The organism is Pantoea phosphatilytica (genome assembly GCF_051025615.1).
In the GTDB taxonomy this organism is placed as follows: Bacteria; Pseudomonadota; Gammaproteobacteria; order Enterobacterales; family Enterobacteriaceae; genus Pantoea.
Genome location: NZ_JBPFDF010000004.1, coordinates 375,278 through 393,006 on the forward strand (window position 1 = coordinate 375,278; position 17,729 = coordinate 393,006).

At 55.7% G+C, this 17,729-nt stretch carries 17 protein-coding genes; 13 read left to right on the forward strand and 4 right to left on the reverse strand.

What is annotated here, in order from left to right; translation table 11 throughout:
• Positions 1–15 precede the first annotated feature (15 nt).
• Positions 16–696: a VIT1/CCC1 transporter family protein gene (locus tag ACR6AS_RS16715; RefSeq protein WP_418798989.1), complete on the forward strand. Its 681-nt coding sequence runs from the start codon at positions 16–18 to the stop codon at positions 694–696.
• Positions 697–913: 217 nt separating this feature from the next.
• On the opposite strand, the gene ACR6AS_RS16720 is transcribed toward ACR6AS_RS16715, so the two are convergent.
• The 3 genes from ACR6AS_RS16720 to ACR6AS_RS16730 all read right to left on the reverse strand — a co-directional run bounded on the left by ACR6AS_RS16720 (position 914) and on the right by ACR6AS_RS16730 (position 3,006).
• A complete protein-coding gene (locus ACR6AS_RS16720; RefSeq protein WP_293772208.1) occupies positions 914–1,279 on the reverse strand; it encodes a type II toxin-antitoxin system PemK/MazF family toxin in 366 nt (121 codons plus the stop codon).
• Complete coding sequence (locus ACR6AS_RS16725; RefSeq protein WP_111140174.1) at positions 1,279–1,551, reverse strand: antitoxin; 273 nt, start codon at positions 1,549–1,551, stop codon at positions 1,279–1,281. Before ACR6AS_RS16725 ends, ACR6AS_RS16720 begins: the two co-directional genes overlap by 1 nt.
• Positions 1,552–2,193: 642 nt before the next feature.
• Positions 2,194–3,006, reverse strand: a complete 813-nt coding sequence (locus tag ACR6AS_RS16730; RefSeq protein WP_111140175.1) for an IclR family transcriptional regulator — start codon at positions 3,004–3,006, stop codon at positions 2,194–2,196.
• A gap of 317 nt (positions 3,007–3,323) precedes the next feature.
• Here ACR6AS_RS16730 and ACR6AS_RS16735 point away from each other — a divergent pair, with 317 nt between their 5' ends.
• From ACR6AS_RS16735 to ACR6AS_RS16790, 12 genes are all read left to right on the forward strand, one after another.
• A complete protein-coding gene (locus tag ACR6AS_RS16735; protein ID WP_111140176.1) occupies positions 3,324–4,850 on the forward strand; it encodes a sugar ABC transporter ATP-binding protein in 1,527 nt (508 codons plus the stop codon).
• Positions 4,851–4,872: 22 nt separating this feature from the next.
• Positions 4,873–5,973, forward strand: a complete 1,101-nt coding sequence (locus ACR6AS_RS16740; protein WP_418803798.1) for an ABC transporter permease — start codon at positions 4,873–4,875, stop codon at positions 5,971–5,973.
• Positions 5,970–7,070: an ABC transporter substrate-binding protein gene (locus ACR6AS_RS16745; RefSeq protein WP_111140178.1), complete on the forward strand. Its 1,101-nt coding sequence runs from the start codon at positions 5,970–5,972 to the stop codon at positions 7,068–7,070. The genes ACR6AS_RS16740 and ACR6AS_RS16745 overlap by 4 nt, the downstream gene beginning before the upstream one ends.
• A gap of 14 nt (positions 7,071–7,084) precedes the next feature.
• A complete protein-coding gene (locus tag ACR6AS_RS16750) occupies positions 7,085–7,915 on the forward strand; it encodes an SMP-30/gluconolactonase/LRE family protein (RefSeq protein ID WP_111140179.1) in 831 nt (276 codons plus the stop codon).
• Positions 7,916–8,166: 251 nt separating this feature from the next.
• Positions 8,167–9,165, forward strand: a complete 999-nt coding sequence (gene yiaK, locus ACR6AS_RS16755; protein ID WP_434163141.1) for a 3-dehydro-L-gulonate 2-dehydrogenase — start codon at positions 8,167–8,169, stop codon at positions 9,163–9,165.
• A 10-nt stretch (positions 9,166–9,175) separates the two neighbouring features.
• Positions 9,176–9,643, forward strand: a complete 468-nt coding sequence (locus ACR6AS_RS16760; RefSeq protein WP_111140181.1) for a NanQ anomerase/TabA/YiaL family protein — start codon at positions 9,176–9,178, stop codon at positions 9,641–9,643.
• 15 nt (positions 9,644–9,658) lie between these two features.
• Positions 9,659–10,954, forward strand: a complete 1,296-nt coding sequence (locus tag ACR6AS_RS16765; RefSeq protein WP_293772191.1) for an MFS transporter — start codon at positions 9,659–9,661, stop codon at positions 10,952–10,954.
• Positions 10,951–12,432: an FGGY-family carbohydrate kinase gene (locus ACR6AS_RS16770; RefSeq protein WP_434163146.1), complete on the forward strand. Its 1,482-nt coding sequence runs from the start codon at positions 10,951–10,953 to the stop codon at positions 12,430–12,432. The genes ACR6AS_RS16765 and ACR6AS_RS16770 overlap by 4 nt, the downstream gene beginning before the upstream one ends.
• The gene (gene ulaD / locus ACR6AS_RS16775; protein ID WP_434163149.1) at positions 12,429–13,085 is read left to right on the forward strand and encodes a 3-keto-L-gulonate-6-phosphate decarboxylase UlaD; all 657 of its coding nucleotides are present in this window, start codon (positions 12,429–12,431) and stop codon (positions 13,083–13,085) included. Before ACR6AS_RS16770 ends, ulaD begins: the two co-directional genes overlap by 4 nt.
• Positions 13,082–13,942 carry an L-ribulose-5-phosphate 3-epimerase gene (locus tag ACR6AS_RS16780; RefSeq protein WP_111140185.1) on the forward strand — a complete coding sequence of 287 codons (861 nt, stop codon included), beginning with the start codon at positions 13,082–13,084 and terminating at the stop codon, positions 13,940–13,942. The genes ulaD and ACR6AS_RS16780 overlap by 4 nt, the downstream gene beginning before the upstream one ends.
• Positions 13,939–14,637, forward strand: coding sequence for an L-ribulose-5-phosphate 4-epimerase (araD, locus tag ACR6AS_RS16785; RefSeq protein WP_111140186.1), 699 nt, complete (start codon positions 13,939–13,941; stop codon positions 14,635–14,637). The genes ACR6AS_RS16780 and araD overlap by 4 nt, the downstream gene beginning before the upstream one ends.
• A 501-nt stretch (positions 14,638–15,138) precedes the next feature.
• Positions 15,139–16,341: a multidrug effflux MFS transporter gene (locus ACR6AS_RS16790; RefSeq protein WP_434163152.1), complete on the forward strand. Its 1,203-nt coding sequence runs from the start codon at positions 15,139–15,141 to the stop codon at positions 16,339–16,341.
• A gap of 491 nt (positions 16,342–16,832) precedes the next feature.
• Here ACR6AS_RS16790 and ACR6AS_RS16795 read toward each other — a convergent pair whose 3' ends face one another.
• Positions 16,833–17,726, reverse strand: a complete 894-nt coding sequence (locus ACR6AS_RS16795; protein WP_434163154.1) for a LysR family transcriptional regulator — start codon at positions 17,724–17,726, stop codon at positions 16,833–16,835.
• Between the last annotated feature and the right edge of the window lie 3 nt (positions 17,727–17,729).

Below are 17,729 nucleotides of genomic sequence, written 5' to 3' on the forward strand. Positions count from 1 at the left end.
AGGAACAGGCTTTTGATACACGGAGAATCGCACAAGATTTCGCGTTCTGGCTGGCTGCGTGCCGCCGTGCTGGGTGCCAATGATGGCATTGTTTCCACCGCCAGCCTGCTTACGGGTGTGGCCGCCGCCAACAGCTCATCGCACAGTATTTTACTGGCCGGAGTGGCGGGGGTCGTCGCGGGGGCCATGTCGATGGCAACCGGAGAGTATGTCTCCGTCTCATCACAGGCGGATACGGAACGCGCGGCTATTGCCGAAGAGCGGGCCGAACTGGAAGAGAACTATCAGGCTGAAACCCATGAACTCGCGTCGATTTATGTCCATCGCGGCCTGAGTCGGGAGTTAGCCCACGAGGTCGCTACCGCACTGATGAAACATGATGCGCTGGATGCCCATACCCGCGATGAACTGGGCATCTCCGATACCTCCACTGCGCGGCCTCTTCAGGCGGCCCTCTTTTCAGCGGGTAGTTTTACGCTCGGCGCGGTGATTCCGTTTGCGGCGGCGCTGCTGCTACAGGGCATCGCCGGGATTGTCATCGCCGCCCTGCTAGCCCTGATCATTCTGGGTGCCGTCGCCGCCCGGGCTGGGGGCGCACCGGTGCTGCGCAGCGTTGTCCGCGTCAGCTTCTGGAGCAGCCTGGCTATGGCGTTGTCGGGCGTCACCGGCGCGCTGTTTGGGCATTTCGCAGGCTGAGGCGCTGCGATAAGGCATGAGAAAGTCGGCGCGAAATGCGCTGAAATAGGCTGTGAAACAACCGTTGAACAGATGAGACTGAGCGTCTCTGCACGTCGATATATTCTGGCCGATGCAGGGCGCATTCAGCAGAGCGTGAGTTACTCGCTTCCCGCCTTCTCAATATTCTTTTTCGTGCAGTTATTCAGGGACGTTGCTTTGGTCTGGCTGTGACGGTCTAACGCGGATCGATAAGATCGACCACCAGTGACAGGATCTCATCCATGATGTGTGGCTCAACCTTTGCGGCATAGCTTGCCCTGCGTGCCACCAGGTCAAGCGAGCGCAGTTGATAACACAGCGCCACGCCAGTCACTTTACCCGTATCCGTGCTATTGCCATCCAGGTAAACAGTTACGCCCTGTGAGCGGGACGCACCGCCGCCGCTCGTCACCGGCACGCAAACGGCTGTTCCCAGCACCTGAACCAGTTCGCGCTGAGAGATAACCAGGTAGTAATGCGGACCTTTAAATTCGCGGCCTTCTACCGGATCGCCATTAACATGCCAGATTTCTCCTTTCTGCGGCACTCTACCTGAAACCATCAGATAAGCTCCCTGCCCTGCGGCGCATCATCCAGACCGTCAGCAGTTTCTTCGTTGTAACCCTGAATTTCCTGCTGGTCGATACAGGCCAGTAGCTGTGCCAGGGTACGACGACCCCGCGGTATACGCGCCATCGGGGCAATATTGACGGACTCGCCCTCTGTGGTCACGTTCAGCTCAATGCCGACCGTCCAGCCTGCTCTTGCCGCGATGTCACTCGGGATGGTCAGCACGACGGCGCCGCCCTGCTGGCGTAATCTTGTTGATGCCATATGTCCTCCGCTATGTGAATCAATAGCACATACCTTATCATCAAGTGACACTAAGTCACACTTTTACGCTCTCTTTTTAAGCACAAAATCGTCTCATTGCGGGCGGTGCGTAATCAGCCTGTAAAATCTGACTAAAAGGGGTTGCCTCATGAGGTCAGCCATTAATCACAGGAGCAACTGTGGTATCTGAGCTGCACAACACTCTGGTTTTTATAACGCTCTCGGTGCTTCCAGTCTTTTCACTCCGTTATTCAGTCAGTGACTCCCGCGGGACGCTACCCAGCCGTCTGCCTGTGAGAGTCAGAATGGAAACGCCACTTCTCCTCATGGAGAAAACGGTAAAGACGGCGCAACCGGAGGTACAGGCGTGGAATGGTGTTAACAATGATCCGTCACAACAACTGTAAACAATGCCTTACCTTACTGAAGTAATTCATCTGATACAGACCGTTTTAACACGCTACGGTTATGCCTCAACGGCAGACTCCCTCTCTTTTAGTGATTTTCTGACAGTGATTTCTGATGGTGGAAACGGAGGTAAGGGTGATGGATTAGGTAATCGAGTAAACGGAGGGACTGCGGGCCCTGGCGGCGTCGGCGGTCAGGGTGGCCGCGGCTGGATCCTTCTATGCCATAAAGATCTCAGACTGTACTCCCAAGCTCTTCTGAAATGGCCCGGGCGGTGGCAACCACTTTATCCATCAGGTTTTTCGCGCCAATCAGTTGCAGCTTTGCTGTGGGTAATGAGACCGACACGGCATAGGGCACGCGCTGCTGAATATCGAACACCGGCGCCGCGATACAGGTGACGCCCAGTTCGTTTTCTTCACGATCCATCGCGGTACGCTGAACAAGGATATCTTTGAGTTCCTGCTGCATCTCAGGCAGCGTGGTGATGGTGTTTCTGGTGAGTTGCTGAATGGTGTCCTGATGGCTCTGCCAGTATTTGAGCAGGTAATCTTCGCTGCCCCAGGCCAGAAAAATTTTGCCCATGGCTGAACAGTAAAGGGGCATATGCTGACCAATATAGGCTCGGGTGCGCATCATGCCCGTTGTGGGTTCCAGCTTGTTGATCAGGACAACATGGTCATCTTCCCGGCTGGAGAAGTTCACGGTTTCGCCCACGTCCAGATTCAGTTTTTCCAGATGTGGCCCGGCAACGTGAATAATATTGAGCGACGAAAGCGCCTTCTGACCCACCGAAATAAACTTGGTGGTTAAGCGATAACTGCCAGGCGAAGGGGCCTGAGTCACGTAACCACTGCTGTGTAATCCCTGTAATAGCCGATGTACGGTGCTTTTGTTCATTCCTGACAGCTCAGCAAGCTGGGCCAGCGGACAACCGTTAGGATAATTACTCAGCAACTCAATTAAATGCAGACCACGAAACAGGCTCTGTGTCCCTGATGGCTTTTCGCTCTTTGTATCCTTTTCTTTATCCATTTTACCCGCCATCCACCTCACCTCTCCGTTGCTCACTGCCTGAACGCGCTAAGGCGTGATGTTAACTCATGACCTGCGTGCAGGGAATCTTAAGCTTTTTAGTGTGGCCGGACACGCCTGTTCCGTCATCGCAGAAGTGCGCCGTCCATCACAAATTCAAAACAATATTTTAACTTGCTGTTTCTGTTGAATAAATAACCGGGCGCCTTCTTTGCATTTCCTCTGCGGCAGGAATACTATTTTTTGGAATGCTATTTCACATGTTGAAATCAGCCATGAGCGATCTCTGCTCTTGCTGCCAACAAAATCAGGCGTTACGGGAGGCAGGAATGCAACCTCATCCGGATAAACCGGTTCTCACACTCAGCCACATCACGAAGCGTTTCGGCGGCAACGCCGCGGTTAACGATGTGAGTCTGGACGTCTTCCCCGGCGAAGTGGTGGCACTTCTGGGAGAAAACGGCGCAGGTAAATCCACGCTCATCAAAGTCCTGGCTGGCGTGTACACCAGCGATGAAGGTCAGATTACTTTTCAGGGCAACGCCATAGCATCCGCCGCTGCGCTGAAAACTGCAACGACTCAACCGATCGCGTTCATTCATCAGGATCTTGGGCTGATTGAGTGGATGACCGTGGCGGAAAATATGGCGCTGGTGATGGGATTCAGTCGCCGTTTTGGTCTGGTTAACTGGCGTGCGGTGCGTGAACGTGCGCGTCTGGCACTGGAAGAGGTGGGTATCCAGCTGGATCCCGATGCGCGCGTCTTTGAGCTGTCGCGCACGGAGAAGTCCCTGCTGGCTATCGCGCGCGCTGTGGCGGTGAACGCGGAAGTGCTGGTACTGGATGAGCCAACCGCCTCGCTGCCCGCCAATGATGTACGTCACCTGTTTGGCGTGATTGAACGCCTGAAAAGCCGCAACGTCGGCATGATTTATGTGACGCATCGCCTGGATGAGGTCATTGAAATCGCAGACCGTATCTGCGTAATGCGGGACGGTAAGCGCGTGGCGGAGGGCATAACGGCAGATTACCGGCTGCACGATCTGGTCGAAATGATTGTGGGTGAAGCGCTGGAAAGCAATCAGCGTCTTGCTCTGCCCGAGGCGCGACCCCCTGTTCTGACACTGGACCAGATCTGCATCGATGAAGTCGGTCCGGTCTCTTTCAGCCTGCAACCCGGCGAAATGCTGGCGCTGGCAGGACTGCGCGGTGCCGGGCAGGAGGAGATTGGCCGGATGCTGTTTGGACTGAAGCAGTCCACCCGTGGTCAGGTGATCTTCCGCGACAAACCCTGCCACTCGCGCACCCCGCGTGATGCGATGGCCGCAGGCATTTCATTTGTGGCGGGCGATCGCACCGGCGAAAGCCTGGTGATGTCGATGAGCGTGCGTGAAAACCTGTTTATTAACCCCTGCGCCAGCGGTAACCGGCTGATCTCCCATTATGGCCGCCGCGCGGAGATGGGTGCCAGCTGGTGGAAAGTTCAGCTGTTCGATGTGCGTCCCAAAGATGTGAACCTGGATATCAGCGCCCTTTCTGGTGGCAACCAGCAGAAAGTGGTGATGGCACGCTGGATGCATCTCAACGCACCGCTGCTGATCCTCGAAGATCCCACCGCAGGTGTGGATGTCGGCGCACGGGAAGAAATCTATCACCTGCTCAATAAAGCCCTCGCCGATGGCGTGGCGATACTGGTGATTTCCAATGACCTTGAGGAAATCGCTCACATCTGCAACCGCGCCCTGGTGTTTAACCGGGGTCAGGTGGTCGGCGAACTCAGAAATGAACAGGTTACTTTTGCAGGTTTACTGGAGCTGGCCTCCGCCAGTTCTGCGGCTCCCTTAGCTACCGTCTGAACAGGCCGACAGGAGAAACGATATGTCCAAAACTTCGGTGAAATCCACCGCACTCGAACAACGGGTCAGCCTTGCACAGCACGGCTTTGCGCCGTGGTCGATGCAGTTCCTCACCCGCTACGGCTTACTGCTGTTATGTGTGCTGTTAGCGTTAATTTTTTCAGTGCTCTCCCCCACGTTTGCCTCGTTGCTGACCGTGCAGGCGATTCTGTCCAGTAAGGCGAAAATTGCTCTGCTGGCGCTGGCGGCTACCCTGCCTATGATCGTGGGCAAAATCGACCTGAACGTCGGTTTTGGCATCGTACTGTGGCACATTCTGGCCATAACGCTGCAGGTGGAATACGGTTTTTCCTGGCAGATGGCGGTGCTGACGGTGCTGATCTTATCTGCGCTGTATGGCCTGCTGAACGGCATTCTGGTGGCACTGGCCGACATTGACAGTTTTGTCGCGACGCTGGGCTCGGGCACGGTGCTGTATGCCATTGCGCTGTGGCACTCCGGTGGCCGGCAGATTGTGGGTGATCTCCCGGACGCCTTCAGTGCGCTGCACAGCACGGAGATCGCAGGTATCCCGATTGGCGCATTCTATGTGCTGGCTCTGGCGCTGCTGTTATGGCTGATCACCGAGCATACGCCGCTGGGAAGATGCATGTACGCCGTGGGCGGTAATCCGGTGGCGGCCCGACTCAACGGTATTGCCGTCAATAAATATGTGATTGGCTCCTTTATCGCCTCCAGCGTCATTACCGGCTTCAGCGGCGTGCTGATCGCCGCAGAACAGGGCGTCGGTCAGGCCAGCGTCGGCATGGACTACCTGTTACCTGCCTTAGTCGGCGCCTTCCTTGGCAGCACCACCATCCGTCCGGGTCGGGTTAACGTCTGGGGCACGGTGGTCGGGATAGCGATTCTGGCTATCGGTATCGCCGGGATCCAGCAATTCGGCGGGGCCTTCTGGGTTGAACCTCTCTTTAACGGGGCCACGCTGTTGCTGTCAATTACGCTCGCCGGCTACGCTCAGCGTCGCCGTATGTTGAACCAAAAAGCCGTCGTGCGCAGTCAGAGCACGCCAGCGACCACACCAGACCCACAGCAAAAAACCATCACACCAGGAAACTCATTATGAAAAATCCGGTATCTGGTCTTTCTCTCGTTGCCATCATGGTAGCTTCTCTGCCTGCCCATGCAGAGAGCTATCTGGAACAAGCTACGGCGGCCGTTGCTAAAGCCACCTCCAGCGCAACCGCCTGGGACGGCCCCACTACGGGTCCAAAGCTCCAGGCGAATAAGAAGTTAATTTTTATTGCCTCCGATATGAAAAACGGCGGCGTGCAGGGGGTTCAGCAGGGACTTAGCGAGGCGGCAAAAATTGCGGGCTGGCAGCTGGATACGCTGGATGGCGCAGGGTCGGTGAAAGATCAGCTGGCCGCCCTGAATCAGGCTATCGCTCAGCGTCCGGACGGCATCATTATTGGCGGCTGGAACCCTAACGTCGCCAAAATGCCGCTTAAAAAAGCCGTGCAGCAGAAGATAGTGCTGATGGCCTGGCATGCGGAGCCTGCACCAGGGCCGATTAAGCAGTACGGCATTACAGATAACATCACTTCGGACTCAAACGAGGTGGCCCGCCTGGCGGCACAATACGCCGTAGTGAAGTCGGGCGGTAAAGCCCAGGTCATTATCTTTACCGACTCGCTGTATAAAATTGCGCTGGATAAAGCCAATGCGATGAAGCAGGAAATTGAAAAATGCAGCGAGTGTAAAGTCATCGATTTTATTGATACGCCGCTGGCCGATACCTCTAACCGTATGCCGTCGCTGACCTTCAGTCTGTTACAGAAGTATGGCGATCGCTGGCAGTATTCGCTGGCCATCAACGATCTCTATTTTGACTTTATGTCACCGGCACTGAAAACCGCCGGAAAAGGGGGCAAAAATGCGCCTTACAATATCTCCGCAGGCGATGGTTCCGTTTCGGCCTTCCAGCGTATTCGCAATGGCGAAAGTCAGGTCGCTACCGTGGCGGAACCGTTAAAACTGCACGGCTGGCAACTGCTGGATGAGTTTAACCGTGCCTTTGCCGGTCAGCCCTCGTCAGGTTACGTGACGCCCGCGCATCTCATAACCCAGGAGAATATCAGCCAGGATGGCGGACCGCAGAATAACTACGATCCTGCAAACGGTTATCAGGCGCATTACAAAACCATCTGGGGCGTGAAGTAAGGGAGGCCAGCAGCATGCAGGTTGAAAAATTGTGTTCCCCTGCCATCTGGGCCGAAGGCCCGGTTTGGCTTCCGCAGCATGATGCGGTGGTATTCAGCGATGTAAAAGGTAACCGCATGTACTGCTGGCAGCGCAACGGTGAACTCAGCATCTGGCGTCATCACGCTAATTACGCCAACGGCAATGCCCGGGATAGTCAGGGACGTGTGGTCAGTTGCGAGCATGGCCGTCGGGCGATCAGCCGGACCGACACTGACGGCTCGGTCAGCGTCCTGATCGATAAAGTCGAGGGCAAACGCTTTAACTCGCCCAACGATCTGGCGATCCGATCTGATGGCACGATCTGGTTTACCGACCCGCCCTACGGAATCGTTAACGATCACGAAGGCTATCTGGCACCCAGCCAGGTCATCGGCTGCTATCTCTACTGCTACGACCCCGATAGCGGGCAGCTCAGCATTGCGGCAAGCGATCTGCAACGTCCTAACGGGCTGGCATTTTCACCCGATGAAAGCCTGCTGTATGTGGCCGATATGTCCGTAGTGGACTTCCCGACCCTGGGACGCCATCAGCTCCGGGTTTACAGAGTGGAAGGACAGGAGCTCTCAGCCGGGCAATTTTTTGCCGATGTGACGCCAGGCTTTCCGGATGGATTTTGTGTGGACAGCAACGGTGACATTTACTGCAGCTGCGCCGACGGCGTCATTATTTTTGACGCTCACGGGGCGCGTAAAGGCAAAATTCCCGTTCCTGAGACGGTCTCTAACTGCACCTTTGGCGGACCCGATAATAATGAACTTTATATTACAGCCCAGACCTCACTCTACCGGGTAATTCTGCGCTGAGCTAACCCCGGCAGACAGAACGCATACGCATCACCACCCTGTCAGTTCGTCCTGAGCTGACAGATTTTCTGCGGGCAAAATCCGGCAAAAAAGGCTGAGATCACAAAAACCACACATAAATATATATGCATGATTTATAAGAAATAATTTTCAGATCATTTCTTTGACTGGCTCTGTTTTTCCCCATAGCATTTAGTTGAAATGACATTCCACATTATGAAACAGGCGGCAACGCCGGGAGTATCAGTCGTATGAGAATCAGCTATCAGCAGTTATATGCGGAGTTTCTCCGCGTTCTCAGGAGTCGCAACGTGCCCCAGGATAAAGCTGAAGCCTGTGCACAGATGTTTACCGAAACCAGTCTCAACGGCGTCTATTCCCATGGCGTAAACCGCTTCCCGCGTTTTATTCAGCAACTGGACGCGGGTCATATCGTTCCCGAAGCCGACGCAGAAAAAGTTCTGTCACTGGGCGCGATCGAGCAATGGGATGCGCAGCGTGCCATCGGCAACATCACTGCGCACAGCATGATGGAGCGCGCCATGAAAGTGGCTTCTGAACACGGAATCGGGCTGGTGGCGCTGCGTAATGCCAATCACTGGATGCGCGGTGGCAGTTACGGCTGGCAGGCGGCGGAGAGAGGCTTTGTGGGGATCTGCTGGACGAACTCTATTGCTGTGATGCCGCCCTGGGGTGCAAAAAGCGGCGCTATCGGCACCAATCCGCTGATTATCGCCGTGCCGGGTGAGCCGATCACCATGGTGGATATGTCGATGTCGATGTTCTCTTACGGCATGCTGGAGGTGAACCGTCTGGCCGGGAAGAGCCTGCCGGTTGACGGCGGATTTGATGATGAGGGTCATTACACCCGCGACCCGGCCACGCTTGAGAAAAACCGCCGTATCTTACCTATGGGTTACTGGAAAGGCTCCGCGCTGTCAGTGGTGCTGGACATGCTGGCCACCCTCCTCTCCAACGGCGCGTCCGTGACTGAAGTGACCCACGACAACGGCGATGAATTTGGCATCTCGCAGGTCTTTATCGCCATTGATGTAGACCGGCTGATTGATGGCGACACCCGCCAGCACAAACTCGACCGTATACGAGCCTCTGTTATCAATGCTGAAAGGGCCAACAGCGAGCAGGCAATTCGCCTGCCCGGCGATAAATTCCCGCCGCTGCGAGCTGAAAATCAGCGCCTGGGTATTCCGGTCGATGAACGCATCTGGGCGCGTATTCAGGCGCTGTGAGGAGAAAAGCATGATCACCGGACATATTTCAAACACCGACCCGCGTCACTATCCGCCTGCCATTGCACGGGCGATCGCCTGTCTCACCCGCCAGGACCTGAGTACCCTGGCGGCAGGACGCTATCAGGACAGCGAAACGGGCTGGGTGATGCAGGTTCTGGATCTGCACACCGCCCGGCCTGAAGAGAACTACCCGGAAGCGCATCGCCTGCATATCGATGTGCAGTATCTGGTGGCGGGCGAAGAGGTCATCGGGGTCGCCACGCAGCCCCTGAATCTGCCAATCCACCAGCCTTACGACAGCGAGCGCGACATTATCTTTTACCAGCACGCGCCGGATGAAACTCTGGTGCGCATGCTGCCGGGCACGTTTGCCGTGTTTTTTCCGCAGGATATTCACCGCCCGAACTGCTCGACAGCGACTCCCGGGCCGATTCGCAAAGTGGTGATCAAGATCCCCACCCGCGAGCTGGTCTAGGCAAGGAGGAATGCCATGAGTCTGACATCCACCGTTGTTAACCGTGAGAAGATCCCCGCCCTGCGCTGGTTACGGATCATTCCGCCGATTCTCATCACCTGCATCATTTCTTATATGGATCGGGTCAATATTGCCTTTGCCATGCCGGGCGGAATGGACGCCGAACTCGGTATCAGCGCCTCCATGGCCGGGCTGGCGGGCGGCATTTTCTTCATTGGTTATCTGTTTCTGCAGGTGCCGGGCGGCAGGCTGGCCGTCTATGGCAACGGTAAACGCTTTATCGGCTGGTCACTGCTGGCCTGGGCGGTCATCTCGATCCTCACCGGGCTGGCAACCAGTCAGTATCAGCTGCTGGCGCTGCGCTTCGCGTTAGGTATTGCCGAAGGCGGCATGCTGCCGGTGGTGCTGACGATGATAGGCAACTGGTTTCCTGATGCAGAACGCGGCCGTGCCAATGCCATCGTCATTATGTTTGTGCCGATCGCCGGGATCATTACTGCCCCGCTCTCCGGCTGGATCATCACACAGTGGGACTGGCGCATGCTGTTTTATGTGGAAGGCGCCCTGTCGCTGCTCGTCATGGCTCTGTGGCATTTCACCATCAGTAACCGGCCGCAGGAAGCAACGTGGATCTCTGCGGCGGAAAAGCACTACCTGATCACCACCCTGCATAACGAGCAGCTGATGATCAAAGGGCAGAACGTGCGTAATGCCTCCCTGCGTCGGGTGATGCGTGAGCCGGTGATGTGGCGGCTGATTCTGGTGAATTTCTTTTATCAGACCGGCATTTATGGCTACACCCTGTGGCTGCCGACCATCCTGAAAGAGCTGACGCACGGCAACGTCGAACAGGTCGGTATGCTGGCTATTCTTCCCTATGTGGGCGCCATCTTCGGCATGTTTCTGTTTTCGGTTCTCTCAGATGCGACCGGGCGGCGCAAGCTGTTTGTGGCGCTGCCGCTGGCGGGCTTCGCACTGTGCATGGCGCTGTCTGTGATGCTGAAAGCCCATATCTGGTGGTCTTACGCGGCGCTGGTGGGCTGTGGGGTGTTTATCCAGTCTGCGGCGGGCGTGTTCTGGAGCATTCCCCCGCGCCTGTTCAATGCTGAAGTAGCGGGCGGAGCCCGTGGTCTGATCAACGCGCTGGGCAACCTGGGCGGTTTCTGCGGGCCTTACATGGTCGGGATGCTGATTGCGTTTTACAGCAAAGATGCCGGCGTTTACAGCCTCGCCATTTCGCTGGCGCTGGCTGCACTTCTGGCCATGACGCTGCCTGCCCGTTGCGACGCTGCGACACGGGAGGCCATATGAAACGCTGGATTGGAGTGGACTGCGGCGGCACCTTCATCAAAGCCGGACTTTACGATAAAGCGGGCCGTGAACTGGCCGTTGCGCGGCAAAACCTGCCCGTACAGGTGCCGGAGCCGGGTTATGCCGAGCGTGATATGACGCAGCTCTGGCAGCAGGCGGCCGCGGTGATCCGCGAGGTGCTGGCCACCAGCGGTCAGGATGCGGCCGACGTGGCTGGTCTGGGCATCTCTGCTCAGGGTAAAGGACTGTTTCTGCTGGATAAAGCGCGGAACCCGCTGGGGAATGGCATTTTATCTTCCGATCGTCGCGCCCTGAGTCTGGTCCGGCAGTGGCAGCGTGACGGCACGCCGCAACGGCTCTATCCGCTGACGCGCCAGACATTGTGGACCGGCCATCCGGTTTCACTGCTGCGCTGGCTGAAGCTGCATCAGCCAGAGCGTTATGCTGCGATTGGCAGCGTACTGATGGCTCATGACTACCTGCGTTTCTGCCTCACCGGTGAGCTGGCCTGTGAAGAGACCAATATCTCCGAATCCAACCTCTACGACATGCAGGCAGCCGACTGGTCGCCCGCGCTGGCTGAGATGCTGGGTATCAGCGAGATCGTCTCCGCGCTGCCTCCGATTATCGGTCCGACGCAGATTGCAGGCTTCGTGACTCCGCAGGCCGCAGCCGCCTGCGGGTTGCTGCCCGGAACGCCGGTGGTCGGCGGTCTGTTTGATGTGATGTCCACCGCGCTTTGTGCCGGACTGAATGATGCAACACGCCTTAACGCGGTGATGGGCACCTGGTCGGTTACCAGCGGCATCACCGACTGCATCAGCGATGAAGCCGACTATCCCTACGTCTATGGTCGCTATGCCATAGAGGGACAGTACCTGATCCATGAAGCCAGCCCGACCTCGGCAGCCAACCTGGAGTGGTTCTGTGAGCAGTGGGGCATCAGCGACTACCGTCAGTTGAATCAGTGGGTCGCGGATCTGGAACCCGCCAGCAGCACGCTGCTGTTTCTGCCGTTTCTGTACGGCACCAATGCCGGTGCCGATCTGCACGGCAGCTTCTTTGGCCTGCAGGCGGGCCATACACGCGCACATCTGGTGCAGGCTATTTATGAAGGCGTGGTGTTTTCACACCTGACCCATCTCAACCGCATTCTGCTACGTTTCCCTCAGGTCACCGCCCTGCGTCTGAGCGGTGGCCCCACGCGATCCGCGCCCTGGATGCAGATGTTTGCCGATGCCAGCGGCCTGGCGGTCGAGGTGCCACAGATCAGCGAAAGCGGCTGTCTGGGAGCGGCACTGGTCGCGCTGACCGGAACCGGCGCTTATGCCTCGCTGCAACAGGCGCAGCAAGCCTTAGCCCCCGATATCGCTGTCTGGCAGCCAGACAGCGCAAGGCACGCCCGCTATCAGCAGAAGTATCAGCGTTATCAGCATCTGATCCGCGTCCTGAGTGACGCACAAGGAGCTACCCTATGAGCCTGCCCTTACTCCAGCTGGCGCTGGATCATACCGAGCTGAATGCGGCGCTGAGCACCGCACAACAGCTCCACCCGCATGTGGACATCATCGAAGCCGGAACCCTGCTGTGCCTGAGCTGCGGCCTCGAAGCCGTTAGCCGTCTGCACCAGCAGCATCCTGAGAAAACGCTGGTGGCTGACTATAAAGTGGCGGATGCCGGCGGCACGCTGGCAGAGATGGCCTTCAGCGCGGGCGCAAGCTGGATGACGGTGATCTGTGCCGCCCCGCTGGCTACCTTTGCCAGCGCACTGGAGGTCGCACAGCAGTATCAGGGCGATATTCAGATCGAACTCTTTGGCAACTGGACGCTGGAGGATGCCCGAAAATGGCGGCAGCTGGGTCTGAAACAGGCCATCTATCACCGAGGCCGGGATGCGCAGGCCAGCGGGCAGCAGTGGAATCAGCACGATCTGGATACCCTGAAAGCCTTATCAGATTTGGGTTTTGCCCTCTCCATCACCGGCGGGATTACGCCGCAGGATCTTTACCAGTTTAAAGACGTTGACGTTAAAGCGTTTATCGCCGGGCGAGCACTCAGCGATCCTGCCTGCGGCATTTCGCGCGCAGCAGAATTTCATCAGGCCATTGCCAGTATCTGGGGAACCGTATGAAACGCCAGCATCCGTTAGGTATTTACGAAAAAGCCCTGCCCGCCAACCTCACCTGGCCTGAACGACTCGCGCTGGCAAAAGCCTGTGGCTTTGATTTTGTGGAAATGTCGGTGGACGAAACCGATGCAAGGCTGGCGCGCCTGAACTGGAGTAAAGAGCAGCGACTGTCGCTGGTGAATGCCATGATTGAAACCGGCGTCACCATTCCCTCAATGTGCCTGTCGGGACACCGCCGCTTTCCTTTTGGCAGTCACGATCCGGCCACCCGCCAGCGCGCGGACGCTCTGATCGATCAGGCTATTCAGCTGGCTAAGGATGTGGGTATCCGCACGATTCAGCTGGCGGGTTACGACGTCTATTACGAACCCCATGATGAAGGCACCGTGGCACGCTTTGCCGATGGGCTATCACGCGCGGTGCAGCGTGCTGCGGCCGCCCAGGTGATGCTGGCGGTTGAAATCATGGATACGGAATTCATGAACGCGATCAGCAAGTGGAAAGTCTGGGAGCAGCAGCAGGGCTCACCGTGGTTTTCGGTGTATCCCGACGTCGGCAATCTCAGCGCCTGGGGCAACGATGTTACCGCAGAGCTGACCCTGGGCATTGACCGCATCGCTGCCATTCACCTGAAAGATACCCAACCCGTAACGGAAAGTTCGCCGGGCCAGTTCCGTGACGTGCCCTTTGGTCAGGGCTGTGTCGACTTTGTCAGCATCTTCCGCACGCTTAAATCGCTGAATTACCGTGGATCGTTCCTGATCGAAATGTGGACCGAGAAAGCAGAGGAGCCGGTTGCCGAAATCGTTCATGCCCGGCGCTGGATTGAACAAAAAATGCAGGAAGGAGGTTTACTATGAGCATAGCCGCAATGAAAGAAGAGGTGCTGGCCGCGAATCTGGCGCTGCCACACCATAAGCTGGTGACCTTTACCTGGGGCAATGTCAGCGCGGTGGATCGCACACAGGGACTGGTCGCCATTAAACCGTCGGGCGTGGAGTACGCAAATATGACCGTGGACGATATCGTGGTGGTGGAGCTGGAAAGCGGACGCGTGGTTGAAGGCAGCAGGAAGCCCTCATCGGACACGAAGACTCACCTGGCACTCTACCGCGCTTTTGAGGATATCGGCGGTATTGTCCACACCCATTCGCGTCACGCGACCATCTGGGCCCAGGCGGGTCAGGATCTTCCCGCATGGGGAACAACGCATGCCGACTACTTTTACGGCACGATCCCCTGTACCCGACAGATGACAGAAGCCGAGATCACGCATGAGTATGAACACAATACCGGCGAAGTGATTATCGAGACGTTTGCGCAGCGCGGGTTATCTCCTTCGGCGATCCCTGCGGTGCTGGTCAACTCGCATGGCCCGTTTGCCTGGGGAAAAGATGCCGATACCGCGGTACATAACGCTGTCGTACTGGAAGAGATTGCCTATATGGGTCTCTTCTCCCGACATCTCTCCCCGGAAATCCCCTCTATGCAGCAGCCTTTGCTGGACAAACACTTTCTCAGAAAGCATGGGCCGGATGCCTGGTACGGGCAGTAAGCGGAGTTAAATCGTTGACGTGTTGCCGCAGGGATATCATCGGCCCTCTTAAAACGCGGATGTCAGCATGATGACATCCGCGTCACTTTTCAGTTAATTGGGGCGAAACGGACATATTAACGATAACTTCAAGGGGTGAGGTTTACGCTTACATGAGGAGAGTCATGAATTTTCCGGGCCACAGGTCATGCAGACCTGTCAGTTAATCCGGTGCTGTCATAAAGCTTATTGCCATATCCGGCAACGCAATAGCCGGGAATTATCCAGCCTCGACCAGTCCCTTTTCTTTGCTTATATCAGACAGGAAGGCAGGGTGTTTTATGATTTGGTAATCGGTCCCTGCAGGGCCTGATTAAGTGCCTGTCAGAATCCTTCTTTCACTGCTTTAGCTCTTCACAACATTCATGAATGTTATTCATAGTCCCTATCCTCCCGCCTGCGATTATCTGCACGCACAAACCCGTTAACATATCCTTATCTCTTCATTTCTGACGGATTACCATGCTTAATCAACAGGCAAGTGCGCAGTCGGCTACAGCTAATAAAACCGGTCTGTCGTTTCTACTCATTCTCAGCGCCCTGATGGCTGTTACCTCTTTATCAACCGACATCTATCTTCCGGCTATGCCCGTCATGGCCAGAGATTTGCAGGGTAATGCAGAGCTGACAATAACAGGGTTCCTTATCGGCTTTTGCATCGCACAACTGATTTGGGGACCGATTAGCGATCGTTACGGGCGTCGTCGGCCGTTATTTATCGGCTTAGGTCTGTTCATCATCGGCTCGGTGGGCTGCGCGTTATCAACAGATATCGTGCAAATCGTCTTCTGGCGTGTTTTTCAGGCGTTAGGTGCCTGTACCGGTCCGATGCTGGCACGAGCAATGATCCGTGACCTGTTTAGCCGCACTCGTGCAGCACAGATGCTTTCAACCCTGATGATTATTATGGCTATCGCGCCCATTGCGGGTCCACTGATCGGCGGGCAGATGATTAAGGTCACCTCATGGCATACCATTTTCTGGCTGCTGGCGATTATCGGAACATTGATGCTGATCTCGTTATTCTGGTTAGCGGAGACCTTACCGGCTGAAAAACGTTCGCAAGCCTCCGTAACCAGAGCCTTTCAAAACTATTATGCCTTGTTAACTAACGCCAGATACATGCGGTTTACTCTCTGCCTGATGTTCTATTACGTCGCGGCTTACGCCTTTATTACGGGCTCTCCGTTTGTTTACATCACCTACTTCGGTGTTGATCCGCAGCATTACGGCTGGCTGTTTGCAATAAACGTTTTAGGATTAATGGCTGTAAGTATGGTCAACAGACGCCTGGTTCATCGTTATCCACTGGAAACGTTGCTCAGGAATGCCGTACTCATCGCCACTATTGCCACAATAGTGCTGGCGGTCGCGACCGGGCTGAAGGCAGGTGGCATTACCGTGATTGTCGGTGCTGTATTCGTATTCTTCTCCATGAATGGCATCATCGCTGCAACATCAACAGCTTGCGCACTTGACGCAGTGCCTGACGTTGCAGGCTCTGCATCGGCACTGATGGGAGCGTTGCAATATGGCAGTGGCATCATCTCTTCACTTCTTCTCGCTCTGTTCAGTGATGGCACGCCATGGACGATGGGCTGGATAATTGCGTTGTTTACTGCGGTCAGCGCCTTAATGGCACTGACCGTTCAGCTAAAAAAATAAAACTTTATTATTGATGCCAGACGACACTTGTTTATAAAGCTATTCGCTCTTCCCTGTAACTCAGGGAGGAGGGGCGTTTTATCTGGCATTCCAAAAGAAATAACGAATAGCAGACTGACGCCCTCAGGAATATTTACTATCCGCTATAACGTTTTGGCAGAATAACTCAGTGTTGTCTGTGGAATGGCTGCGTAATCATAGGCTGCCAGAGAAAGCAGAAATGCCTGTGCATACATCCCGGCATCAGAGGCAAGGCGAACATTGTCCCGGAGTGAATAACAGAGCAACATGAGTCGCCCCGAATAACATTGCGTTGCGTTCCACCACTTCTGAGCGGCTTAAGTTATCCCCCGCACAACATCCGATTATGAATCGAACCAGATAACAGGCGCTTGAAACGATTAAAATCGCTGGCGAACGTTACTCTCCTGAACACCAGGCTCGCGCAGGCCGTTAATACCCGGACGAGTCCACCGCGTATGGCGGACCCGTTATTCCGAGTAGCGAAGTGCATCGATCATCAGCGCAAAAGCGGGCGGATGCTGCTTACGGCTCGGGTAGTAAAGATAATATCCGGGGAAAGACGGACACCAGTCCTGCAGAATCTGAATAAGCTCTCCTGACTTTATATAATCCTGCACCCTGTCTTCAGGTATACAGGCGATGCCAAAACCGGATAACGCAGCATCGATCCTTTCCGCCTGCAAATTAAACGTTACCTGCCCTTCCACTCTTACCCGTAACGGTTTCCCTTCCTTCTCAAACTCCCAGTGATAAAGTCCACCGGAAGTCGGCAGGCGCATATTGATACACCGATGATTTTGCAGCTCGTGAGGTGTTTCGGGCACAGGGTTAGCGGCAAAACAGGATGGTGCGCCAACCACAGCCATACGTATATCTGGTCCAATCTTCACGGCGATCATATCTTTATCCACGCTTTCACCCAGACGGATCCCGGCATCAAAACGCCCTTCGACGATATCGACAAAGCCGTTATCAATCACCAGTTCGACATTAACTTCCGGATACTCATTGAGAAAGGGTTTTAATTTCGGCCATACCAGACTTCGCGCGGCATGCTCCCCGGCAGATAAACGGATATTGCCGGAGACGGTACCATTCAGTTGTACGAGCGACTCCAGCTCCTGTTCAAGATCGGCGATGCGGGGTTCAAGGCAGGCAATAATTCTCTCACCGGCTTCCGTAGGCGCAACGCTTCGGGTCGTACGGGTCAGAAGACGGATATTCAGCCTTTCCTCCAGGGCCTTCATCGCGTGGCTGAGTGCCGACTGAGAAACCCCAAGCTTGCCCGCTGCTTTGGTAAAACTTCGCTCCCTTGCTATCACCAGAAAGATTTGCAGCTCGTTGAAGTTCTCTTTCAGCATCGA